Annotated in this window: 22 protein-coding genes; 12 read left to right on the forward strand and 10 right to left on the reverse strand. The window is 41.1% G+C overall.

All coding sequences use genetic code 11. The features are described 5' to 3' along the window. Positions 1-108: 108 nt before the first annotated feature. Positions 109-990, reverse strand: a complete 882-nt coding sequence (sucD, locus tag DFQ04_RS14870) for a succinate--CoA ligase subunit alpha (protein WP_133557265.1) — start codon at positions 988-990, stop codon at positions 109-111. A gap of 115 nt (positions 991-1,105) precedes the next feature. Here sucD and DFQ04_RS14875 point away from each other — a divergent pair, with 115 nt between their 5' ends. From DFQ04_RS14875 to DFQ04_RS14895, 5 genes are read left to right on the forward strand one after another with little or no spacing between them, the layout of a single operon-like run. Beyond that, positions 1,106-4,561, forward strand: a complete 3,456-nt coding sequence (locus tag DFQ04_RS14875; protein WP_133557267.1) for a sensor histidine kinase — start codon at positions 1,106-1,108, stop codon at positions 4,559-4,561. Positions 4,562-4,608: 47 nt separating this feature from the next. After that, positions 4,609-5,784: a hybrid sensor histidine kinase/response regulator gene (locus tag DFQ04_RS14880; protein ID WP_133557269.1), complete on the forward strand. Its 1,176-nt coding sequence runs from the start codon at positions 4,609-4,611 to the stop codon at positions 5,782-5,784. 3 nt (positions 5,785-5,787) lie between these two features. Next, positions 5,788-6,417 carry an ABC transporter ATP-binding protein gene (locus tag DFQ04_RS14885; RefSeq protein ID WP_133557271.1) on the forward strand — a complete coding sequence of 210 codons (630 nt, stop codon included), beginning with the start codon at positions 5,788-5,790 and terminating at the stop codon, positions 6,415-6,417. Next, positions 6,417-7,718: an ABC transporter permease gene (locus DFQ04_RS14890; protein WP_133557273.1), complete on the forward strand. Its 1,302-nt coding sequence runs from the start codon at positions 6,417-6,419 to the stop codon at positions 7,716-7,718. The genes DFQ04_RS14885 and DFQ04_RS14890 overlap by 1 nt, the downstream gene beginning before the upstream one ends. A gap of 51 nt (positions 7,719-7,769) precedes the next feature. After that, a complete protein-coding gene (locus DFQ04_RS14895) occupies positions 7,770-8,180 on the forward strand; it encodes a hypothetical protein (protein ID WP_243739699.1) in 411 nt (136 codons plus the stop codon). A gap of 44 nt (positions 8,181-8,224) precedes the next feature. Here the strand turns inward: DFQ04_RS14895 and DFQ04_RS14900 are convergent, their stop codons facing one another. Further along, positions 8,225-9,046, reverse strand: coding sequence for an aminotransferase class IV (locus DFQ04_RS14900; RefSeq protein ID WP_133557277.1), 822 nt, complete (start codon positions 9,044-9,046; stop codon positions 8,225-8,227). A gap of 125 nt (positions 9,047-9,171) precedes the next feature. Here DFQ04_RS14900 and DFQ04_RS14905 point away from each other — a divergent pair, with 125 nt between their 5' ends. Further along, on the forward strand, positions 9,172-9,600 hold the full coding sequence (locus DFQ04_RS14905; RefSeq protein ID WP_133557279.1) for a hypothetical protein: 429 nt from the start codon (positions 9,172-9,174) through the stop codon (positions 9,598-9,600). Here the strand turns inward: DFQ04_RS14905 and DFQ04_RS14910 are convergent. The 3 genes from DFQ04_RS14910 to DFQ04_RS14920 are packed head-to-tail and all read right to left on the reverse strand — an operon-like array spanning position 9,594 to position 11,211. Continuing rightward, on the reverse strand, positions 9,594-10,043 hold the full coding sequence (locus DFQ04_RS14910) for a c-type cytochrome (RefSeq protein WP_133557281.1): 450 nt from the start codon (positions 10,041-10,043) through the stop codon (positions 9,594-9,596). The two genes, DFQ04_RS14905 and DFQ04_RS14910, sit on opposite strands and share 7 nt — an antisense overlap. Then, the gene (locus DFQ04_RS14915; protein WP_133557283.1) at positions 10,040-10,672 is read right to left on the reverse strand and encodes an SCO family protein; all 633 of its coding nucleotides are present in this window, start codon (positions 10,670-10,672) and stop codon (positions 10,040-10,042) included. Before DFQ04_RS14915 ends, DFQ04_RS14910 begins: the two co-directional genes overlap by 4 nt. Next, entirely contained in the window at positions 10,669-11,211 is a 543-nt protein-coding gene (locus DFQ04_RS14920) for a CopD family protein (RefSeq protein ID WP_133557285.1), read from the reverse strand. The genes DFQ04_RS14915 and DFQ04_RS14920 overlap by 4 nt, the downstream gene beginning before the upstream one ends. An 81-nt stretch (positions 11,212-11,292) precedes the next feature. Between DFQ04_RS14920 and DFQ04_RS14925 the strand changes: the two genes are divergently transcribed. The 3 genes from DFQ04_RS14925 to DFQ04_RS14935 are packed head-to-tail and all read left to right on the forward strand — an operon-like array spanning position 11,293 to position 13,411. Further along, positions 11,293-11,670, forward strand: coding sequence for a hypothetical protein (locus DFQ04_RS14925; protein ID WP_133557287.1), 378 nt, complete (start codon positions 11,293-11,295; stop codon positions 11,668-11,670). Next, the gene (meaB, locus tag DFQ04_RS14930) at positions 11,667-12,647 is read left to right on the forward strand and encodes a methylmalonyl Co-A mutase-associated GTPase MeaB (RefSeq protein WP_133557289.1); all 981 of its coding nucleotides are present in this window, start codon (positions 11,667-11,669) and stop codon (positions 12,645-12,647) included. The genes DFQ04_RS14925 and meaB overlap by 4 nt, the downstream gene beginning before the upstream one ends. A gap of 11 nt (positions 12,648-12,658) precedes the next feature. Further along, on the forward strand, positions 12,659-13,411 hold the full coding sequence (locus DFQ04_RS14935) for a DUF3298 and DUF4163 domain-containing protein (RefSeq protein ID WP_133557291.1): 753 nt from the start codon (positions 12,659-12,661) through the stop codon (positions 13,409-13,411). Between the two features lie 52 nt (positions 13,412-13,463). Here the strand turns inward: DFQ04_RS14935 and dnaA are convergent, their stop codons facing one another. Next, positions 13,464-14,879, reverse strand: coding sequence for a chromosomal replication initiator protein DnaA (gene dnaA, locus DFQ04_RS14940; RefSeq protein ID WP_133557293.1), 1,416 nt, complete (start codon positions 14,877-14,879; stop codon positions 13,464-13,466). A gap of 354 nt (positions 14,880-15,233) precedes the next feature. Between dnaA and DFQ04_RS14945 the strand changes: the two genes are divergently transcribed. Genes DFQ04_RS14945 through DFQ04_RS14955 form a run of 3 tightly spaced genes read left to right on the forward strand, consistent with a single transcriptional unit; the run spans position 15,234 to position 20,676 of the window. Continuing rightward, positions 15,234-16,616, forward strand: coding sequence for a methylmalonyl-CoA mutase family protein (locus DFQ04_RS14945; RefSeq protein WP_133557295.1), 1,383 nt, complete (start codon positions 15,234-15,236; stop codon positions 16,614-16,616). After that, a complete protein-coding gene (gene scpA / locus DFQ04_RS14950) occupies positions 16,616-18,736 on the forward strand; it encodes a methylmalonyl-CoA mutase (RefSeq protein WP_133557298.1) in 2,121 nt (706 codons plus the stop codon). Before DFQ04_RS14945 ends, scpA begins: the two co-directional genes overlap by 1 nt. Before the next feature lie 47 nt (positions 18,737-18,783). After that, entirely contained in the window at positions 18,784-20,676 is a 1,893-nt protein-coding gene (locus DFQ04_RS14955; RefSeq protein WP_133557300.1) for a DUF389 domain-containing protein, read from the forward strand. 15 nt (positions 20,677-20,691) lie between these two features. Here the strand turns inward: DFQ04_RS14955 and DFQ04_RS14960 are convergent, their stop codons facing one another. The 4 genes from DFQ04_RS14960 to DFQ04_RS14975 all read right to left on the reverse strand — a co-directional run bounded on the left by DFQ04_RS14960 (position 20,692) and on the right by DFQ04_RS14975 (position 23,914). Beyond that, positions 20,692-21,525, reverse strand: coding sequence for a hypothetical protein (locus DFQ04_RS14960; RefSeq protein ID WP_133557302.1), 834 nt, complete (start codon positions 21,523-21,525; stop codon positions 20,692-20,694). 19 nt (positions 21,526-21,544) lie between these two features. After that, positions 21,545-22,186 carry a fibrobacter succinogenes major paralogous domain-containing protein gene (locus tag DFQ04_RS14965; protein WP_133557304.1) on the reverse strand — a complete coding sequence of 214 codons (642 nt, stop codon included), beginning with the start codon at positions 22,184-22,186 and terminating at the stop codon, positions 21,545-21,547. A 91-nt stretch (positions 22,187-22,277) separates the two neighbouring features. After that, positions 22,278-22,595, reverse strand: coding sequence for an AtuA-related protein (locus DFQ04_RS14970; protein WP_133557306.1), 318 nt, complete (start codon positions 22,593-22,595; stop codon positions 22,278-22,280). Beyond that, positions 22,592-23,914: an acyclic terpene utilization AtuA family protein gene (locus DFQ04_RS14975; RefSeq protein ID WP_133557308.1), complete on the reverse strand. Its 1,323-nt coding sequence runs from the start codon at positions 23,912-23,914 to the stop codon at positions 22,592-22,594. Before DFQ04_RS14975 ends, DFQ04_RS14970 begins: the two co-directional genes overlap by 4 nt.

Below are 23,914 nucleotides of genomic sequence, written 5' to 3' on the forward strand. Positions count from 1 at the left end.
ATTGAAAATACAAAATCAAAAGTGAAAAAGACTAAAAAAAAACCGCTCCGAAATTATTTTCGGAGCGGTTTGTATTGATTTTAGATAATGATCTCCTATGGGATAAACTTAAGCGTTCACTCCAAGAGCTTTTGCCATAGTAGCACCGATTTCGGCTGGAGATTCTACCACGTGGATTCCATTTTCTCTCATGATTCTCATTTTAGCAGCAGCGGTATCGTCAGCTCCACCGATGATTGCACCGGCATGGCCCATTCTTCTACCTGGAGGTGCTGTTTGTCCAGCGATGAATCCTACGACTGGCTTCTTGTTTCCATTTGCTCTGATCCACTTTGCAGCTTCTGCTTCGTAGTTTCCACCGATTTCACCGATCATGACGATTGCATCAGTTTCAGGATCATTCATCAACATTTCTACAGCTTGCTTGGTGGAAGTTCCAATGATAGGATCTCCTCCGATACCAATAGCAGTAGAAACTCCCAATCCTGCCTTAGCAACCTGATCAGCTGCTTCGTAAGTCAAGGTTCCTGACTTGGAAACGATGCCAATTCTACCTGATTTGAACACAAATCCTGGCATGATTCCGACTTTGGCTTCACCCGGAGTGATTACGCCTGGGCAGTTTGGTCCGATCAAAACACAACCTCTTTCTTTGATATAAGGCTTGGCTTTCATCATATCTGCTACCGGAATGCCTTCTGTGATAGCGATAATCACCTTAATTCCCGCATCAGCAGCTTCCATGATTGCATCCGCTGCAAAAGCCGGTGGAACAAAAATGATGGAAGTATCGGCACCAGTATTCTGAACGGCCTCTTCCACTGAATTAAACACGGGTCTTTCCAAATGCGTGGAGCCACCTTTTCCTGGAGTCACACCTCCAACTACATTGGTTCCATACTCTATCATTTGTTGGGCGTGAAACGAACCTTCCGAACCGGTAAATCCTTGGACGATTACCTTAGAATTTTTATTTACTAGTACACTCATCGATGCGCTTATTAAAGTTTGGCACAAAAATAAAAGAAACCACCCGCTGACAAAAGAAAACAGCAACAATCTCCAAGGAATTTGGGATGCGGAATCTTTTCCTAATTTTATCCTCATGCTCAGGAAATTCACCCTGCTAGTGCTAATTCTTTTTGGTTTGATTGATTCAAGCCAGGAATTGCTCGCCCAAACTTTCAAATTCAACACCTCCCCAAAAGGAGTTCGTCTTCCTGTGCAGAATGTTCTTCAGATTGAACAGGACTCCTTGGGGCAAATGTGGTTTTCTACCACACGGGGTGTGGTGTATTCTGATGGAATCCAGACTTATGAGCTCCCAGACACGCTTTTGAGGAAATTTGTGTACAGGATTTCGATCCTGAAGGATGAGGATGGAGTTCTTTGGTTGTATAATGGAAGTGGGGTACCGGTTCTTTTTGAAGGTGCTGCTGAGGGATGGAAAGAATTTCCCTTTGAGGAAAATCTGAAGTCTAATTTTTCTAATAAAATTCTTTTTCATTCCATTCGAAAAAAAGAAGATAAGCTCTTTTTTCTGGACAACGGGAATCAGCTTCTTTTTTGGAGGAACGGCGAAAAAAGTGTCAATACCATTAGTAGAGATGTCTCCAAAACCGGCTTGTTGCTTTCTGTAATTGATCTGGAAGGCAGGATATTGCTGAATTTCCAAAAAGGAGCGTATATACTGGAAAACAACTTTTTGAAGGAGTATCAATTCAGAGGAGTACCCCTTCCTTCTCCTCCGTTATTGGTTAAAAAATCTCCTACTGGTGAATACTATTTCTTAGGAGATGATTACTTGGCAAAAGGGCCAGAGGCTGAATTTCCAGTGGAAATTGTCGATCAGGATTTTTCCACCTTTGACATTAGCATTTCACCTTATTTTTCCCTGGATTTCAGTGGTAACTATGTTTTTTACCACTTTAATTCCCACTTCAGAAGATACAAGCCGGGAAGTTCAAGGCCTTTGGTTGTTGATCTTACGAATATTTTTCGAGCGACTTCGATTCAAACACTTTTTGTGGATCGAGAGGATATCCTTTGGGTTGGCTCAAGTCGGGGTTTGGCAAGTAATAACAGTCAGATTTTTCAGAATTATGGGGGTGAATCCACCGGATTTCTTGGAGAGGAAGTGACTGCAATCATCGAATTGGGAGTTAATTCATTTCTTTTTGGCTTTAATAATGGAATCCAGATTTTTGAAAGAAGAGGTATTCAAACCGTATATGAGGATAAAAATCCTCTAGGAAATCCAAATCAACGCATTATCAATTTTAGTAAGTCTGAGAAAGGAGATATTATATTTTCAGCCAATTGGGGGGGAGTTGGAATGTATTTTCCTCAGTCAAGTCAGGTAAAATTTATTAAGCCAAGGGAAAATTTTAACATCTCTTCTGTTCAGTTTGATGGAGATAGTGTTTTAGTCACAAGCCAAGAAAGAGTCTTTCATACTTCGTTTGCTTCTTTGAAAAAGGGAGATTTTGGAAAAGAGTTGACTCCTTCAATTCTTGAAAAATTGTCGGGAGGAAAGTCATTTTTTCGAAAGACGGCTCGATTAAAAAATGGAAAAATCATTGTTCTCAGAGCCAGCAAACTTGAAAATCAATACCCAATAATCGAAACTCCTGAATATGTTTTGGCGGAGGGATATGACTTTTTGGAAATGCCTGATGGTTCCATTCTCCTAGGCACAGAATATGGCTTAAAAATTTACAAAGAAGGCTATGTTGGGTATTATGTTTACATAGGAAAGACTGTTACAAACCCTGTTTATACGCTTTTTTTGGAGGATAATGGTTGTGTTTGGGCAGGTTCGGATAATGGGATTTTTGTCCTTGGTAAAGGGAAGTTTCATCATTTTAACGAGACTAATGGCTTGGTGGGGGATGAAGTAAATCGGGGTGCTTTAATCAAGTCCTCCTCTGGTAGGGTGTTGATTGGAACCCAAAAAGGACTATCGATTTATTTATCCGATGAAAATTTCTACGCTAAGGGTTCACCTGAAATTTATCTCAAAAACATTTCGATAGGGAATAAAGCCTTGAATACAAATGGTATTTCAAAATTCTCAGCGGAGGAAAATTCGGTAAAAGTCGAATTTACTGCCCCTGCCTTTAATGAATCCAAAGAGCTTTGGGTTCACTATCGATTGATTCAAGAGGACTCGACCGATTGGGAGATTTTAAAAGATCCCAGAACTAATGAGCTTTTCTTTGCAAACCTTCCCGCAGGTGAATACCAATTTGAAATCAAAGCTTCCTACAATGGAGAAGAGTTTTCAAAGACTTTAAAATCCTCCAAATTTCAAATTCTAAGGCCATTTTATCTCCGAACTTGGTTTTTGATTTTAGCGGTTTTGTTCTTGGTGGGAATAGGAATCTTGATCAACCTTATTTTTAGGCAAATCCAAAATTTGGGTTTACTCAGGACTGAGGTAGATCAAAAAAGTAGGGATAAACTTTTGGCTGAACAGCAGTTCAAGAATGTTTGGAACAGTTCCCAAGACGGGATGATCTTGATCTTAAATGGCAAATCAATTCTCACGGTAAATCCTGCTTTTGCTCAGATAATGAGAAAGACGATCGAGGATTTGGAGAATAGAGCCATCGAAGAATTATTTGATCCTAAATTCTCTTTGGACAAATACTTGGATATAATCCATTCAAAAGTAAAGCAGGAGCCGGGAAAAGGATTCTCCAGCGAGATGATGATTCAGTGGAAATCCAGAACCCTAGAGATGGAAGTTTTTGCAGTGTTGCTGGAAAAGGATTTTACAGGAAAAGAATTGGTTTTATGTGTTTTTAAAGACATTACCGCCCAAAAACTCGCAGAGAAAAATCTAAAAGAAGCAAAGGACAAAGCCGAGGAAGCCAACAGATTCAAGACTAGCCTGCTTTCAAATATTAGTCATGAAATCCGGACACCACTCAATGGAATTATCGGTGGAGCAGAACATATCATGATGGTCAGAAAAAATGACCATGAGCTTCAGGATCTTTTGGATATCATTTTGCAAAGCGGTGAAAGACTTTTGGAGACGATTAACTCGCTTTTGGAACTGGCAAAAATTGAAGCGAACAAGATGCCGGTAGTATATACCCTTACCAAAATCAACCAATTTATCTGTGATATTTCAAAGCAACATATCAAATCTGCAGAGAGGAAGGGATTGAAAATAAAGGTTGAATGTGTAGGTGACGAAAAAGAGAGCAAGATAGACCGTCGTTTTATTGAGATTATTTTGAATAACCTTTTAGGTAATGCAATCAAGTATACCGAGTCGGGAGAAATTTTATTTAAGACATCCTATCGATCAAACTCTTTGGTATTAGACGTTACCGACACAGGCATTGGGATGACCAAAGAGTTTCAGGATAAAATGTTTGATCCTTTTGAGCAGGAAAGTACCGGGAATGAGCGGCTTTTTGATGGGTCCGGCTTAGGGCTAAACATCACCAAAAACCTGGTTCAATTACTCGGAGGAAAAATTCAAATCTGGAGTCAAAAGAATTTAGGGACTAGAGTTGAAGTAGAAATCCCATTGCCTGAAGCTTAAATTTTGTAATTTACCCAACAAATGACCATCCAATCCTCTTTTAGTCCATGTTTACACTGAAAATCCTCATTGTCGAGGACGATTCTGTTTCAGCACTTTTACTTCAGCGTGCTTTAGAGAAAAACGCTCATCAAATCATAGGAATAGCCGATACCGGGGAAAAAGCCCTTGAAATTTTAGAGGAAAACAGGGCTGATATCGTCATGATGGATATCAATCTTGCCGGTGAACTGGATGGGATCAAAACCACTGAAATCATCAATGAGAAATTTGATATTCCGGTAGTTTATCTCAGTGCGAGTTCGGATGCGGAAACTCTAAATAAGGTAGTAGGAACAAATCCAAGTGCCTATGTAATCAAGCCATTCAATATCCGTGAATTAAACATGGTAATTGAATTGGCGATTTTTAAGGACAGGAAAGAAAAGGAATTACAAAAGCTCAATAACGAGCTCGAAGAAAAAGTAAAACAGCGGACTGCCGAATTGTACGAGGCAAATAAGGAACTGACCAAGGCCTTGGAAAAGGAAAGGGAAATCAATGAATTGAAGTCCAGAATTGTCCTCAACGTCTCCCACGGATTTAAAACTCCACTGACTAGCATATTAAGTTCTGCTCAGTTGCTTCAGATTTATGCGGAAAAGGACCATCCTTTTAAGCAAAAAATTGCCAAGCATGCTTTTAAGATAGAAAACTCAGTTAGGGCCCTGAATAACCTGCTTACGAGTGTTCTATTCTTTGGAAAAGCTGACGAAAATAAACTTGAATTTAAGCCAAAGAAGATTTTTACTGGAGCATTTGTCAAGGAATTAATTGATACAGTCAATGCCGGGATCGAAAATGAAGTAACGATTCATGCAGAGATTGGAGATATGCCAAAGACCATTACTTCGGATCCCGAACTGGTTTATCAAGTCCTTGAAAACTTGCTGTCCAATGCGGTAAAATATTCCAAAGATGGCAAGCAGGTTCAGTTCAAAATGAACATAGAAGAAGGCAAACTCAAAGCAGAGGTAATTGATAAAGGAATCGGAATTCCAAAATCTGAACAAGGGAAGCTATTTGACCGTTTCTTCAGAGCAAAAAACGTAGGAATTGTAGAAGGATCAGGTTTAGGTCTTTCTATTGTCAAAAAATGTCTTGAAGTACTCAATGGTGAAATTGAATTCCAAAGTGAACAAGACAAAGGGACTAAATTCCAAGTCACAATTCCGGTAAAATAAAGTATGCTGCTCCAAACCAGCTCGCTCAGTTTCTCTCATCCTGGACAATCCCCAATTCAATTCCCAGATATTCACTTGAATTCAGGGGATTCTCTCTTGATTCTAGGAAAATCAGGCAGTGGAAAAACCACTCTCTTGAATCTCCTTTCAGGCTTACTCCGTCCCCTAACAGGAGAGGTTATTCTGGATGGTAAATCCCTTTCCAAACTTTCCTCACATGAACTTGACGAGTTTCGGGGTAAAAAAATCGGTATCGTATTTCAAAAACCTCATCTGATTTCAGCCCTGAATGTCAAAGAAAACCTCCAGCTAGTACCTTATTTTTCTAAGGAAAAAGCCCAGAATCTGGATCAATTGTTAATTGATCTGGGAATTGGAGGAAAAGCTAAATCATCGGTTTTGACCTTGAGTGAGGGGGAAGCTCAGCGAGTATCCATTGCAAGGGCTTTGGCCGTCTCACCAAAGTTGATTTTGGCAGATGAACCCACTTCCAGTTTGGATGATGAGCATGCCGAAAAGGTAATTCAACTTCTGAAGTCTCAATCAGAAAAAATCGGTGCGGCATTGGTTATTGTCACGCACGATCAGCGGGTAAAGAATCATATTTCCAATTTCATTGAAGTCAAAGCCTGATGAATCTCTTTAAAATAAGCTGGAAATATTTGACTTTCAGACCTCTTTCGACTGGGTTGAATGTGTTTTTACTTGCTTTAGGCTTGGCGATTATCACGGTTTTGCTCTTGATCCAAGACCAATTGGAGAAAAAAATGAATCAAGATGCGGCCGGTATAGATATGGTGGTAGGGGCAAAGGGGAGTCCTTTGCAATTGATTCTTTCTTCGGTTTATCATGTGGATTTTCCCACTGGAAATATTCCAATTGATGAAGCCAAAAAACTCTCCAGAAACCGATTGGTAAAAAATGTGATTCCATTGGCGCTGGGGGATAATTATCAGGGATTTAGAATTGTCGGGACCAACCATGATTACCTAGAATTATATCAAGTTGATTTTTCCTCAGGCAAAGCTTGGGAACTGCCTTTCGAGGTGGTAGTAGGGGCAGAGGTTGCTAAAAAACTCCAGCTAAAAGTTGGGGATGAATTTCTTGGAAGTCACGGGATCAGCATGGGAAGCCATGATCATGACCAGCATAATTTTGTAGTCTCTGGAGTTTTGGCTCCAAAAGGAAATGTGGTGGATCGATTGGTTTTGACAAGCTTCGAATCGGTTTGGTATACCCATGATGAGGGAGAAGAAATTGCAACTGAGGATGAGTCATCGCCAGATTCATTGACGGTTCTTCGCTCAGATTTAGCTTCAGAACCAAGTGAGGGCCATGATCAATTTCACCAAAAGGTTAAAACGAAGGGTTTTCCAGAATCTGATCAGCCTCGAGAAGTGACAACTCTGCTTCTCCAATTCAGAAATCCAATGGCGGCCGTTCAGTTGCCTAGAATGATCAATTCAGGCACCTCCATGCAAGCTGCCTCTCCTTCTTTTGAGATCTCTAGATTGTTTGAGCTTTTGGGAGTGGGTGTGAGTTTGCTCCAGGGAATTGCGGTGATTTTGATTGTAGTAGCTGGATTGGGAATTTTTATAGCCTTGTTCAATTCCCTTAAAGAGAGAAAATATGATCTGGCAATTCTTCGGGCACTTGGAGCCTCGAGGATGCAACTCCTGATTTTGGTCTTTTTAGAGGGGATTTTGCTGACCTCTTTTGGAGCGATACTTGGGATGGGGTTGGGACATGGATTCCTAGCTTTGCTGGTTAGTCAATCAGACCAAATGATGGTTTCTTCCATTCAGCCTTGGATTTTCCTCAACCAAGAACTTTGGATACTGGTTTATGCGTTAGTAGTGGGTGTTTTGGCCTCTGTTATCCCTGCATGGTCCGCTTATCAGACCAGTATTGCGAGACAGCTGACAAAAGCGTAATTAGCATTCAAATTAGAATTAGCGATGAAAAAGTGGAGTTTTATCTGGGTGATGGTCTTTTTTCTTGGGGGAATTTTCAACCAAGTTCAGGCGCAGGGGGTTTGGAAAAGCCTTACTGAAGTGTCCTACAAAATAAGCGAGGACCAATACGGTGAGCTTTATGTTCCTGTTTTCTCAGAAAATATCAAAAAACTGGAAGGCAAAGTGGTAGAAGCAGATGGATACATCATTCCTTTTGAGGGAATGTTTAAGCCTGATCACATCATCCTTTCCAGCCTACCGCTGGCTGAATGTTTCTTCTGCGGTTCTGGTGGCCCGGAAACTGTCATGGAAGTCATGCTTGCCAAGCCTATCAAATACACCTCAAACCGGGTGAAGGTCAAAGGAACCCTGACTCTAAATTCAAAAGATCCAGAGAAGTTGATGTATATTTTGAAAAATGCTCAACTGATTTCTCAATAAAAAAAGCTCCCAAAAGGAGCTTTTCTTTTTTAGGTTGATTTCAATTAACCGACCAATTCTTTTTCCAGGTTTCTAAATCTTTCCAGAATGGATCGGGTTACTGGGCCCACTTTTCCATTTCCTATTTTTCTATCATCAAGTTGAGTAACTGGCAAAAGTACCTTGGTGGTGCTGGTAATAAACGCCTCATCCGCATCCCAAACTTCCTCTAAGGTTATTGGTCTAATTACAGCATCCTTGGCCAGTTGAAGAATATGCTTTCGTGTAATTCCCAATAAGATATGTTGGTCTGGAGTATGGATGATCCCATTTTTTACTATGAAAAAATTACTTCTGGAGCTCTCACTCACCATACCATTCCAGTGATAAAGGACATCTTCTGCTCCCAAATTTTTCCAATGGTAACTATGCCAAACCGGTAAGGCATAATTGGTTGTTTTGATTTCGGCGATGGGGCGCACATATTCCAAGGTCAACAATTTGATGCCTTGATTGTATTTTTCTTCTGCTGGAAAATCCAAAGACTCACAGAAAATAAATAATTTCCCCTCTGCTGGAGAAAAGTGATTTTGGGATACCCCACCACTCAAGACCATTCTGAATCCACCTTGCTTCAGGTCGTTTTTTTCAGTGAGCTCAGAAATGATGGCCTTTAGTTCTTCTCTGCTATACTTCAAAGGCAAATGTGTTTTTTCTGCAGAAGCAATGAACCTATCCAAGTAATGCTCTATAAATAGAGGCTGATAATTGGATGTTCTGAAAAAGTCAAAAATCCCATAACCACGGATTAAACCGAGATCCATAGGATGGATGGTTGCAGATTCGGAAGGGATGATAGTGCCATCGGCAAAACAGAAAGGTTTCATAAGCTTAGGATAATCTCAGACAAAATTAACCATTGCATTGGGATTTCCAGAAATTCCATTTTTCTCTTAGTTTTTAATTTTAAGGGTAATAAATTGTACCTTTGGAATCTGTTAACCGTCCTAATATGAAATACCTGCTTTTTTGTTTGGTTATTGGAGTTTCTTTCATTTTTCAATCTTGTGGAAATAAACAGGTTGAGGAAAATAAAAAGTTGAGAGAAGAAGTCATCGCTGTTCATGACGAGGTGATGCCTAAAATGGGGCAACTAAAATCCTTTGAAAAGACTGCCTTGCAAATGGCGGAAGACATTTCTAAAGCCTCTCCCATGGATTCGGTTAAGATTCAGGAGCTCAAAAATTTAGCTGCTGAGCTAGATCAAGCCTATGAAGGAATGTTTGTCTGGATGAGGCAATATGACGTGGAGGATGGGGAGAAAACTCCTGAAGAGGTGAAGACTTACCTCGATGATCAAATGGAAAAGGTGAGCAAGGTCAATCAGGAAATCAAAGCAGTTTTAGAAAAAGCTGAAAAATCCCTTCGCTCAGGTCAGTAATTTTCTGGCTTGGTTTGTAAATATTTTTCCACGTCAGGAGCAGAAATTACCCCTTCTTCCATTCCCCAAATATTGTAGAGATACGTGGTGATCTGTGCAATTTCCAATGGCTTCAGTTGAGGATTGGCTGGCATTTTTTGGTCATAAATTTCACCATTCACTTCAATTGGACCTTCCTGCCCATGGCGAATGATCCATATCGTCCGGTGCACGCTTTCTTTGAAATAGTCAGCTTCTCGAAGTGGGGGGATTAGTTTTCCCAGTCCTTTTCCGTCTGATTGATGGCAGTTTCCACAATAATTTTCATAAAGCGTTTTCCCATTCACCGCATAAATCATCACGTCCGGATCAGAAATTTGAGCCAAAGTGTTTTCCTCATTGGTTGACTTAGGACTGCAGGAAGTAATCCAAATCAAGCCCAGCAAACCGAAAATCAATCTCATTTCTTCAGCAATTTGGGGATGTCATTGAGCAGACGATCCACTTGATCGGCTTTCGTACCGTCGTATACTCCTCTGATTCTTCCATTTTGGTCGATCAATAAAAATGCTCCGCTATGCAAAAATCCACCTGGTTCCATCTGGTCAGCCATGGCAGTAGTGAGATAGCTGGTTTGACCTATTTCAAATATTTTTTCCTGGTCTCCAGTGAGGAAATTCCAGGTTGAAGCATCTTCCACACCGAGCTTTTCAGCATAATCTTTTAAGACCTCTTGGGTGTCATGTGTAGGATCAATGCTATGGCTTAAGATTTTAAAATCAGGATTGTCCTGGTATTTCATAAATACCCTAAGCATTTCCTTTTTCATGATAGGACATATCGTCGGGCAGGTGGTAAAAAAGAAATCTGCGACATACACCTTGCCTGACATATCCGCTTTTCGAACGGTATCACCTACCTGGTTTACAAAAGCAAAGTCTGCAATGGTATGATAAACGGTGTCCTGATTTTCATCCACATATCTTTCTCCGAGGATAGGGAGTTCAAGTGGTGAATCAGAATCTGTACCTGAAGGCTTGCAGGATACCAATCCGATAAAAACTAATCCAACTAGTAGTATAGATATTTTCATTGTCCCTTTTTTGATCTGTAATTTTTATAAATCTTAATTCCCAGCATGAGCAAAACCGCCAAACCAATCAGGCCGGCAATTCCCCAGACCATGCTGACCGTGTTTTTTAAGACGATGAGGAATACTATAGCAAAAAGCAAAATTGTACTCACTTCGTTCCATAAACGGAGTTTGGTTGAGCTCCATCTTGCTTTGCCTGCTTGCAACTCTTTAAAGAGTACGTGTGAAAACCCATGGTAAACATAAAGTAATACCACAAACCCCAGCTTGGCATGCATAAAGCCAAGTTCAAGGTAGCCCCATCTGTATGTCAAAACCCATGTCCCAAAAATCAAAGTCAGGATTGCAGAAGGCCAGGTGATGATATACCAAAGCCTGGAAGCCATAAGGTCCAGCTGGGGCTTAAGAATATTTCTTTCCAACTCAGGCTTCTCAAGTGCCTCGGTCTGGTAAATGAAAAGCCTGACAATGTAAAAAAGGCCTGCAAACCAGGTGACTACAAAAATGATGTGCAATGCCTTGACGTATTCGAAACCCATTATCAGAATTTTGGCCTAAATTAAGGCCTAAACCCCGTAAACCCTCAATAGTTTTTGAAAAGGAACCGAATCATTTTCTACTTGCTCACTCTAATTGTGGCAATAATCCTACTTCAGATCATTCGAACCAGCTTTTCTGGGCCGGGATTAGAAAGGTTCGAAGGCAAATTAGAGGAGGTTGGATTTTTCAGAAATGAAAATAATACCGGGCCGGTGCTAAGGGTTTATGCTGTGAAAGTTATTGAAGCAGATAGGGAGACCATGAGAGCTTTTGCAGATGCTCAACCCCATACCAAATATGGAAGGACGCTGGTTTTTTTCTTTTCTGATCAAATTCCTGAAAAGGTTGAATTAGCTCCGGTTGAGCCTTATTTTCCACAGGAATACCTTCCATTGCTTTTAGCTAAATTTGAAAAAACTCCCATGGGTGAGGGTCGATTTGAAGTAGTTCAACCATGAAAAAAAGACTTAGCCTTCCTGAATATCGAGACGGAATTCTTTCCGGCAATCGGGTTATCCTGAGTAAGGCAATTACTTTGGTTGAAAGCAGGCTGGATTCTGATCAAGATTTGACGGCAAGTCTTATACAGGAAATTTTACCCAATACAGGGAAATCCATTCGAATTGGAATTACAGGTGTTCCCGGAGTTGGAAAGAGCACTTTTATTGAAGCCTTTGGGAAAATGTTGCTTGACTCGGGGAAAAAGGTAGCTGTATTAGCTGTGGACCCTAGTAGTCAGCTTACCAAAGGAAGTATTTTGGGGGATAAGACCCGAATGGAAAGTTTGGCGACGGATAAGAGAGCTTTTATCCGGCCTAGCCCATCTGGACAAACTTTGGGAGGCGTAAGTAATGCTACACGGGAATCCATGCTGCTATGTGAGGCGGCAGGTTTTGATGTTATTTTGGTCGAAACGGTAGGTGTGGGTCAAAGTGAAACTGCTGTGAAAAACATGGTCGATTTTTTCCTACTGCTTATGCTGTCAGGAGCAGGAGATGAACTCCAGGGGATTAAAAAGGGGATCATGGAAATGGCAGACGGTATCGTTATCCATAAGGCTGACGGAGACAATTTGGACCTCGCAAAAAAAGCCAAGACCAATTACCAAAATGCCTTGCACCTGTTTGCTGCTTCTCCGAAAAATTGGAATCCCCAAGTTGTTCTGGCTTCCTCCATTGCCAAGACAGGTTTGAATCAGATATGGGAAATGATCTTGTCCTATCAGGACCAGATGATTCGTAATGGTTTTTGGGAAAAAAATCGGGCTGCCCAACGTTTAAATTGGCTGGATGATCAGATTAGCTATTTGTTGGGACAGACTTTTCTGAAAAATCCAGAAGTCAAAAAGACTTTGGATTCTAATCGGCCTAAGGTGGAATCTGGGGATTTGAATCCCGGAACTTTGGCCAAAAAATTAATCAAACTGGTATTTTAGATTTCCTAACTATGCGATTCCTGTATCTAATTGTCTTCATTGGTTTCTTTTCATGTTCAACCAAAAATCCTGAGAAAACCATTTCTGAAGAAACTAAACTAACCTTTGAGTTGGATTCCTTAATTCAAGAGAAGTGTGTTGGAGAAAATTGTGCTACGCTGAGATTGGTTTGGCCAAAGGCGAATGGAAAGAATCAGGAATTGATTAATCAGGAAATTCAAAGTCAGCTTACTTCCATGCTCATGTTTGGGGAGAAGTCCAGCGAATCCAGAGATAGCCTGATCGCAGATTATTTCAAGGTTTTCGAGGAATTCAAAAGAGATTTTCCGGATTCCTATGGGGGCTACGAACTTCAAGTCGAGGCAGGAATTCCTTATGTTTCGGACAGTACGATCAGTATCAAATATTCCTGGATGAGCTATATGGGTGGAGCACATCCTAATCATGGAGTTCAGTTTTTGAATTTGGACAAAAGCTCTGGAAGAGCACTTTCCATAGATCGGCTTGTCAAAGATGAGGGTCGATTAAAAGAGCTAGTCGAGCAAAAATTCAGAGCTTTTCACGAAATCAAACCCGAGTTAAAAATTGAGGAGGATGGCAGGTTTTTTCTCTCTGAAACAGGTTTTTTCCTTGCTTCAGCCATGGGGTTTCAGGAGGATAAAATTTGGGTGATCTACGTTCCCTACGAAATTGGTCCATATTCCATGGGTTACACCGAATTGGAATTTACCAAAGAAGAATTGGGAGAGCTAGTACGCTGGTAGGGGGAACTTTGAGCTTGGAAACTCGATTCAAATTTCAAATCTGAATATCCAATCAATACGATCTGATTTTGAATTTCTTTTTCAGTTCATTCACTGAATTTCGGAAACTCGCATCGGTCTCCATCATGTCATTTACGGTTTGCACGGCATGAATTACGGTGCTGTGATCTCGTCCTCCAAAATGGTAGCCGATTGACTTCAAAGAGTGGTTGGTAAACTCCTTGGAGAAGTACATCGCAACCTGTCGAGCGATGACAATTTCCTTCTTCCGGGTTTTTGCTTTGAGATCTTCCAGCTGGATAGAAAAATATTCAGAAACAGACTTTTGGATAAAGTCAATCCCAACCTCTGTCTCGATATCCTTGATGAAATTCTTGATGACCGTTTTGGCCAATTCAAGGCTGATTTCTACTCTATTTAGCGAAGCATGAGCGATCAAGGAAATCAAAATACCTTCCAATTCCCGAACATTGGTATCTACTGTGTAAGCAAGATATTCCACGACATCATCGGGAATAAAAATTCCCTCAGACTGCATTTTTCTGCGAATGATTGCCACCCTGGTTTCAAAATCAGGCATTTGCAAGTCAGCAGTCAATCCCCATTTGAATCGGGAAAGCAAACGCTCCTCCAAACCTTTCAGATCTCTTGGTGGACAATCTGAAGTCATGATAATCTGCTTTTTGCTCTGATGCAGATGGTTGAAAATATGAAAGAACATTTCCTGAGTTCTATCCTTTCCAGCCAAAAACTGAATATCGTCAATGATCAAAACATCGACCTGCATATAAAAATTGGTGAAGCTTTTCACATTTCCATCCTTGATGGAATCCATGAATTGGTTCACGAATTTTTCTGAAGAAACGTAAAGGACAAATTTCTCCTCAGGGCCGTTTTTGATCTCATTGCCAATGGCCTGTACCAAGTGGGTTTTTCCCAAACCTACCCCTCCATAAACCATCAAAGGATTAAAGGAAGTGATGCCTGGTTTGGTCGCGACTGCAAATCCAGCTGAACGGGCCAATCTATTGCAATCTCCCTCGATATAAGTGCTGAAGGTATAGTTTGGATTCAAATTGCTTTGGGTAAGCATATCTGCATCCAAGGATTGCATTTCAAATGGAGTTTTTACTTCCGAACCAGGAGCAGGTTTTTTATTCGAAGAATTACCTTGAGGATAAGAAACTGCAATAGGTTGGTTAGAGGAATTGCCTTTATCCACTACCACTGCATATTCCAAACGGCCGTTTTGACCAAGGGTACTTTTGATGGCCAATTTCAAAACCTGTACATAATTGTCCTCCAGCCATTCATAGAAGAATTGACTTGGGACTTGGATGGTAAGGCTAGAGCCTTCCAATTTCACAGGCTGAATGGGCTTAAACCAAGTAGAAAAGCTCTGCTCGTTTACGTGTTGTTCGATAACACGCAAACATTCATTCCAAACGGCACTAGCTTCTGAACTCATTTAAAATTTTGCTTAAAAAACTTGGTTTCCTTGTTTTTTCGGAGGGGGTCAAATTTGTGGAAAATTAACTTAAATAAAAAATCAAAATTCCCTTGAAAAAGTGAAAATTCCGTGAACCAGATTTGAATTCAGAACTTTCTATTGTCTCCAATACCGTTCCAAAAGGGAAATAATTCAATAAAAATTTCCGTAAAATTTTCACTTAAAAAAGCGGTTTTAAATCGCTTGTCAATAAGCCTTCTGATTATCAGTTTTTTAGCAATTACCTAAAAGGCTAGGGTCGAATCCAAAGAATATTTCTGGAGTATAGCAGGGGATTGGTTATTTTTGAATGCGTGTATAAACCCAAATAAAATGAATGAACTTTTTTCTGAATTTGATTCTGTGTCAAAGGAAGAGTGGATAGCTCAGGCTAAAAAAGATCTAAGAGGAAAAGACTTTGATCAGAATTTAAAATCCGCACTATGGGATAGGTTAGCAATCGATCCATTTTATACTCTTGAAGATAGGGTAGCTGAATCATTTCCAACAGAATTTCAGGCTAAATCAGAAATTCCCGGTTTGCCTCCAAGAATTTGGGGAAATGTGGTCAGCGTCCTTCCTGGGGATACCAATAGCTCCATTTTAAATGCACTCGAAAATGGTGCCGATGGATTGGTTTTGCATTTGAATGGATTTGAAAATTTGGATGAATTAGTAAAGGGAGTTTTCCCTGAATACATTTCTATTTGGATCAAACCTATTGGAAATCCCTTGTTCGTTCTAAATACCTTTTTGGGCTGGATAGAGAAAATTGATTTGGATCCAGAGAAACTCCAAGGAGGGTTTTTATGGACTCCCTCCGATCTTGTTTTCGAGCAAAATGAAGTATTTCAATTGGGAGTGGAATTGTTCACTGAGATTTTTGAACTCACAGATGCCTTTCCAAACTTCAAAGCATTCGCCTTAAAATCTTCACGATATTCTGAATCAGGAGCCAATCCCTTGGACGCCTTAATTTTTACCTTAGGAGAGTTGATTGAAATCATCGATCAAGCTCAAATCAAACCAGAAAAGGTTTTTAAAAAAGCGCTTTTAGAAGTTTCAATTGGGGACGCTCATTTTGGTGAAATTGCCCGACTAAAGACTTTCCGGGAAATAGTATCTATGCTTGCAGGGCAATATGAGGTAGAATTGGAGTCCAAAGAATTGAGCCTTTTCTCCCAAACCTCAGATTGGTCCAAATCTATTTTGGATATCAATACCAATTTGATCCGCCAAACCTATGAGGCGATGGCGGGAGTTTTTGGAGGTGCAAACTTTCTCTGGGTTAGGCCTTTTGAAGAAGAAAATTGTACTGAGCAGGAAAGAAGAATCGCCCGAAATGTATCCTTGATTTTGCGAGATGAGGCGTATTTGGATAAAATGATTGATCCTGCAGCTGGATCATATTACTTGGAAAAACTTCAGGAGAAAATCACACAGGAAATTCAATCTGGACTTCTGGATTTAGAAAAAAATGGAGGATGGATGGCTGCTTTGAATTCAGGGGAAATTCATTCCAGAGTAAGGGCCTACCGAGAAAAAATCCAGAATAAAGTTTTGGATAAAAATTTGTCAAAAATTGGCGCGAACAAATACCCGGCTTCTGAAAAGCTTAGAAATGACTATCCTTTCCATGATTTTGAAGAAAAGTCCTTTGAATTAAAGCCTACTCGGGCGACCTATCTTTTCGAACTACTCAACCAACAACTGTGATGAGACCGGATTTGACTAATTGGAACAAGAGCAGAAAGAATACGACTGATGCTAAGGCTAAATCGGTTTGGGCGAGCCCTGAGCAAATCTCAATTCCTGATAAAATAAACCCGGAATCCATTCTTCAACTCAAACAGGTCCATTTCGCGGCTGGAATTCCTCCCTATTTGAGAGGTCCATACAGTACCATGTATGTTCAGAGACCTTGGACTATTCGTCAGTATGCGGGATTTTCAACGGCTGAGGATTCCAATGCATTTTATAGAAGAAACCTTGCGGCAGGGCAGAAGGGACTTTCAGTAGCCTTTGACCTTGCTACCCACAGAGGTTATGATTCAGATCATCCAAGAGTTCAGGGAGACGTGGGTAAAGCAGGGGTTGCAATAGACTCTGTGGAGGATATGAAAATCCTTTTCGACCAAATCCCTTTGGATCAGATGTCTGTTTCCATGACTATGAATGGGGCTGTTATCCCGATTTTGGCCTTTTACATAGTGGCTGCAGAAGAGCAGGGTGTAAGTCCTGAACAGTTGAGCGGGACCATCCAAAATGATATTTTGAAGGAGTTCATGGTAAGGAATACCTATATCTACCCACCTCAGCCAAGCATGCGAATCATTGGGGACATTTTTGAATTCACCTCGAAGTACATGCCTAAGTTTAATTCTATTTCCATTTCCGGTTACCATATGCAGGAAGCAGGAGCCACTGCTGATTTGGAATTGGCCTACACCCTTGCAGACGGATTGGAATACCTGAGAACTGGAATTAAAGCAGGATTGGATATTGATGACTTTGCCCCTAGGCTTTCTTTTTTCTGGGCGATCGGGATGAACTATTTCATGGAAATCGCCAAAATGAGGGCGGGGCGATTGCTTTGGTCAAAAATCGTCAACCAATTCAATCCCAAAGACCCAAAATCTTTAGCTCTCCGAACTCATTGTCAGACATCTGGTTGGTCTTTGACTGAACAAGACCCTTTTAATAATGTCACCCGGACAGCAGTTGAGGCTTTGGGTGCCGCTATGGGACATACCCAGTCCCTTCATACCAATTCTTTGGACGAAGCGATTGCATTGCCAACCGATTTCTCTGCCAGAATCGCGCGAAATACCCAATTAGTTCTTCAGGAAGAAACTGGAATCACTCAGGTTGTGGACCCTTGGGGAGGCTCTTTTTATGTGGAATACCTTACTGATCAATTGGCCCAAAGAGCTTGGACTTTGATTCAGGAAGTGGAAGGAATGGGCGGCATGGCTAAAGCAATAGAAGCAGGTTTGCCAAAGCTCAGAATTGAAGAGGCCGCTGCGAAAAAGCAAGCTCGCATCGATAGTGGGAAGGATATTATTGTCGGAGTCAATCGCTACCAAGTCGATGATTCGACCGAGATTGATTTGTTGGAAGTAGATAACCAGGCAGTTAGAGAGGGACAGATTCGAAGAATCCAAGAGGTAAAAAAGAAAAGAGATTCAGACGCAGTTCTGCAATCCTTGGCGGCGATCACTGAAGCAGCGCAATCTGGGAACGGTAATTTACTGGCTTTGGCTGTGGAAGCAGCTAGAAAAAGAGCTACTTTGGGAGAAATATCCGATGCTATGGAAAAGGCTTTTGGACGACACAAAGCCCAAACCCAAGCCGTTTCGGGAGTTTATGCAGCTGAAGTGAAAAATCAGGAATCATTTAAAAAAGCCCAAGAATTATCCGACCGATTCGCCGAAATGGAGGGAAGAAGGCCTAGAATTATGGTGGCCAAGATGGGGCAAGACGGACATGACAGAGGAGCAAAAGTCATTGCTACCGGTTTTGCGGATTTGGGATTCGATGTAGATATCGGACCCTTGTTTCAGACTCCTCAGGAGGTTGCTGAGCAGGCCATCGAAAATGACGTCCATATTGTCGGAGCATCTTCACTTGCCGCAGGACACAAGACCCTTGTGCCTCAATTAATCCAAGCGCTCAAAGAACTCGGACGACCCGACATCATGGTGGTAGCCGGGGGAGTAATTCCACAAAAAGATTACGATTTCCTTTTTGATGCCGGAGTTGCGGCGGTTTTTGGACCTGGAACAGTACTTTCTGAGGCGGCGATTCAGATTTTGGAAAAATTGATGGAAGAGTAGAAAAGGAATTAGGTCTTCTTTCTTTCAAGTACTAACTTAAGTAGACTATGGTGGACTATACTTTAGTTTATGACCCAGGCTTGGAAGAAAAGGACCAAAAAGCCTTTTTTGAAAAATTGGATCCAGCTCCCAAGGAAATTTTACCCTTTCCGGAGTTTTCCTTGAGCAATTTCACCAAAAACGACACCCTTCTTTTATGGGTTTCGGACGAGCAGGGCCACAAAATCCTAAGTCAGATTAAAAAGGAAAGCCCTTGCTTGGTATTTCTACCTCACCCGGACTTGATTCAATTGGCCAAATCCTTTGGGGTGAAATCCTCAAAAAGTGATGCCTTCGCCCAATTCAAGGAAAATCCCGAGCCAGAAGCCTTAGACCTTTTAGAGGTCAATGCGACTCCCTGCTACAATTCTTTGGTCATAGGAGAAAAACTAAGCGTGCTGTATGACCCAGTTGATGAGCATTTTTTCAAGGCCTTTAGAAGTAGGTTTTCCAAGTTTATCAAGCTCTTCCGAAAAGTAACGCTAAAAACCTACCAGATAACTTATCAATCTGGAGAGGATGAAAAATCTCTGGAAGTGGCAGCGATGGGGATTTTGGCAGTCGGAAACAATGAAAGTAATCTGATTTTCAAACGCCTCATCAAAGATTCCGGCTTGAATGATGGGTACCTTCATGTGCTGATTTTGGCACCTAAAAGTCTTTTTTCCATTTTGGGATTTGGGCTCCAAAATCTCTTTTTCCCCATCAAAGGAGGTAGAATTCCTGATTTCATCAGTTACATCTCTACGGAAAAAATGGAAGTTGCCTGCCAGGAAAAAACGATTTTTGCTAAAGACGGCGTGGAGTCTGATTCTGAATTGGTTCAACTTAAGATTTCCGAAAAGAAAATCAGGGTTCTCACTGGGTTTGAAGAGAAGGAAAAAGAAAAGAAGCAAAAGGAACTAAATGTGGCAAAATTGCCCACTGGAAAACTTCGGGAGGAACTTACCAAGAGCTATTTGCCTTGGTTTAGGCACGCCACTACTGAGGAGTTTAAAGACTTGTTTATCCTACTCAAGCAGAATAGCCAGACTTCCTCTACCTACTTGGTGTTAATGGCCTTGTCTACGTTAATTGCCACTTTTGGACTGTTTGCAGACTCAGGACCGGTTGTTATCGGAGCTATGATTTTGGCACCATTGATGGGGCCTATTGTTGCTTTGGCCATGGGAGCTTTGAGGCAGGATGGGATAATGATCAAAAGCAGTCTAATAGCAATTTTTTGGGGAGTACTTCTAGGCTTGTCTTTTGCTGTTTTGATTACGTGGCTTACTCCCTTACAAACAACCAATTCTGAAATATTAGCCAGAATTCGTCCCAATCTATTGGATTTGGGAATTGCCGTGGCATCAGGTGTTGCTGGTGCTTTTGCTTTTTCCAAAGAAGAAGTGGCCAAAACCCTTGCCGGAGTTGCTATTTCTGTGGCTTTGGTTCCTCCATTGGCAGTGGCTGGAATAGGTTTGGGGTGGGGAGAATGGAATATTTTCTGGGGAGCCTCTCTTCTTTTGGGTACCAATTTGGCAGGAATCGTCATGGCTGCTGCCTTGACTTTTTTGGTCTTGGGTTTTAGTCCATTTCAGTTAGCCAAAAAAGGAATTTTGGTTTCTTTGCTTGTTTTGGTTTTGATCACCACTCCCTTGGTATTGAGTTTTCGAGAAATGGTTAGAGAAAACCGTATAATTCAAGAATTAAGTGGGAAAGAAATTCCCCATGGCCTTCTCAGAGAAGTGAAGGTTTTGAATTCAGATCCTTTGAGGCTTTCTTTAACCATCCTTTCTGGAGAGGAACTTAATCAAAAAGACTTTCTAGAGATCAAAACTGAAATAGAAGAAAAACTCAACCAAGAAGTTGAGTTAGAATTGACCCTAGGAGTTATGGTAGGACCTGTCTCGGTAAAATAGATAGTGAGAGGATTTTTATTTGACCTTAAATGATATGGTCTCTATAAATTGATCGTCCTGGGAATAAAGCTCAATAAAGTAACTCCCCTTATCTTCAATCGTAAAGCTAGCCTGTGCTGCATTCCAATCTTTGCTTGGAATTGACCAGGAGGTTTCTTTATAGAGCTGAATGTTTTCTCTAGTCGGCCCAGTTTTGGCAGATACCTTTGGTTCATAACTCGAAATTTTGGCCTTCAAAGAGCTCAAACGAAGCGGAGAATTCATTCTTACCACAAAATAAATTTCTGCTTTTCCATCCCCCATTTTGAATGTCCATTCCGGATCTGACTTTAATCCCCCATCTGCTTTTGCCTCATAGAGGTAGAGCGTAGCATATTCATAATAACTCATACCCGTATCTGTAGTCAAAAACTTTTCCTGTGGCTTGCCTTTTATGTTTAGATTAAACTCTTTGGTTGTAAGGACTATTTTGGAATAGTCATTTGTTCGGACCGCATCTCCGTATTGCTGATAAAGCGTAACTCGATAATATCCAGATTCGGTAAGGCAGGCTGCTCTAAAGGCATCACTTGCCTTATACTTATCAGCGAAAATCCCATCTTGAACACTGTAGGCTTCTCCGCTGGATAGCAATCTTTCAACCATATAATAGATCGTAGTGGAGAAGGAAATAGCCCCATTTAGTTCAATTTCCATATTTACACAGACCTCCTCCATGTCCAGGTATTCCCCGTTTAGTCCGTAATCACTGCTTCTGCCTTCGAGATCAGTAGACATGGAAAAACTTACCTGCTGTGCATAAACTGAGTAAGCAAGAAAAAAGAGAAGGAGGGAAAGGATTCTTTTCATTTAAATCCAGAATGGGTGCCTAGTTTATTTTGATCAACCGGATGGACATTCCGTTCATGAAGTTGCTTTGTGCCTTTTCAAAAGGGAATTTGTTTTCGGTTAAATTTCTGTTCAATGCTAGGTCATCTTCCAAAGTACTGCTCCAGAAATAGGCTCCAAACCCCAAATCATTAAAATAGCCTTCTGTGTCAATCATGCCTATAGGATATGCAGTAAAGCCGCTTTCATCCGTTCCATTTTCCTCAGCCCATCCATCCACACTTTTGAGTTTGGCGGTAGCAGCTTCAGGGCCTCCTAGAGTTTCAGCCAGGATGTTCCAATCTTCATCAGTGGGAATTCTCCATCCATCTGGGATTATTCCCCGTGGATCTATAATGACAAAAAAGTTGTAAAGCTTTCCAAAATCAAGGCTGTTGATCACATCAAATTCGATGTCTGCAATACAAGGCTCACCTGCTTCTCCTGAAAGCCACCAGGTATCTGAATCCTCCGCTAAATAAATTAAATCACCATTTCGAAATGTGGATACGTTTAGGTTTTCAGCCATCCAGGTTTGATTGCCTATAGTGACTGTTTTGTAGGTTCTTCCCTCGTGATCTGTCACCTGGCAAAAGGCTAAAATCGGGAAAAATAAAAGAGTGAAAAGGAGAGCTTTTCTCATAGGTTGGGAGGTTTAAATTCTCCAAATTTATCTCCTTTTATTTCGATTTTTGCTACGTCATTTAGCGTATTTTTTTGCTTTTAATCTCCTGTTAGTTATTGGTTTCTACCTCCAATTCCAGGAGTGCAAAACTTAAGCTTTTTCCATGTGAATCGAGAGCCAAAGAGGTAGTGACTCCTGTTGAAAGCGCATTTTCACAAGTAAAAAGTAAACCCTGAAGTTCGGGCAAAATATGACGGGTAATTTCTCCTTTGATTTGCTCAGAAAAATGGATTTTGACTTTTTCTGCAGTCACTTGGTCAACCAGGGTGTCAAAGTCTTTTTTATCAAAAGGGAAAAGAGAAAGTACCAAGGTGTTTCCTTTATCCCCAGCACGGCTATGAGCTATTTCTGCTAATTTTCTTTTCATGATTCCAAAAGTTCAACCTGGGAAGCAATGCTTGATCTGTCCTTTAGAATAGAAACCACTCCCAAGAGTTCGGTTACATTTTTTCTGGCTCCTCCTCCACCTGCAGGACCATTGGTATAAAGGGCTTCCACTTCCTCTCCCACGAGCTGGGCTAAAAACTTTTCCTGAGTTTTTCCGGCTATCCGAAGTCTTATTTCATAGGGATTGGAGTTTTGAGAAAGAAGCTCCCCATGCAAGGAACTCATTCCAATGTAATCTACTCGAAACTCATGGTAAAGATGACTAATTCGTTTTCGGATTATATCCCCAGCAAGCTTGGCCCTTTCCAAAGCATGGGCCCCAGCATAGGAAATTTCTCCTTCACCCATCCAACCTGCCTGATATCCCACGCTTACTTTAAGAGTTTGAGGTCTGGGTTTTCCTTTTCCACCAAGAACCTCAATTTCATCTTTTGCGATTTCTTTGATTTTCACTTTTGAGAAATCTGCCACCACATCCGGAGTGAAGTAATTTTCTGGATCCAAAACTTCGTAGAGCAATTGCTCTTTAGCAGTTTGAACAGAGACCATCCCTCCTGTACCTGAGACTTTTGAAATTTTCGCTTTTCCGTCTTTGAAAACATCCACGAAAGGATGTCCTAATCGATCCATATTAGGTATGGGTTTAGTTACTGGATCTGCGAAATATCCTCCGGTGATCTGTCCTGCGCATTCTAAAAGATGGCCGATTACTGTTCCTTGACCTAGTAAATTGGCATCATTTATATCCCAACCGAATTCTTTGATCATCGGAGCCAAAAAAAGTGAGGGGTCCGCCACTCTTCCGGTAATAATTATCTGCGCGTCCGTGTCTAATGCAGGTAAAATCGCATCCGCACCCAAGTAGGCATTTGCTGAAACAAGTTTTCCATAAGACTTGAGTGGAAGATTCCCTTCCATGGTCAATTCTTCTCCACTGAGTTGAGAAAAAACATCGTCACCCAAAACCACCGCTACCTTGATTTTAATCCCTTTTTTTTGTGCGATTTCAATGATTTTTTTTCCTCCAGCAATTGGGTTGGCCGCACCCATATTGGTAATTAATCGGGTTTTGTGCTGAATTAAAAGTGGGAGAAGTCCTTCCATCCTCCTTTCCAACAAAACATCGTATCCCTGACTCGGGTCCTGTTGTTTTCTTTTTTGGGCTAAAGCAATGGTTCTTTCAGCTAGACACTCCAAAACCAGATAGTCCAAATTGCCCTTTTCAGTGAGGATCAAAGCAGGTTCCAATCGGTCTCCCGAAAATCCTGCTCCGCAGCCGATTCTTATTTTTTCTTTCAT

The sequence above is a fragment of the Algoriphagus boseongensis genome (assembly GCF_004362805.1).
GTDB lineage: Bacteria > Bacteroidota > Bacteroidia > Cytophagales > Cyclobacteriaceae > Algoriphagus > Algoriphagus boseongensis.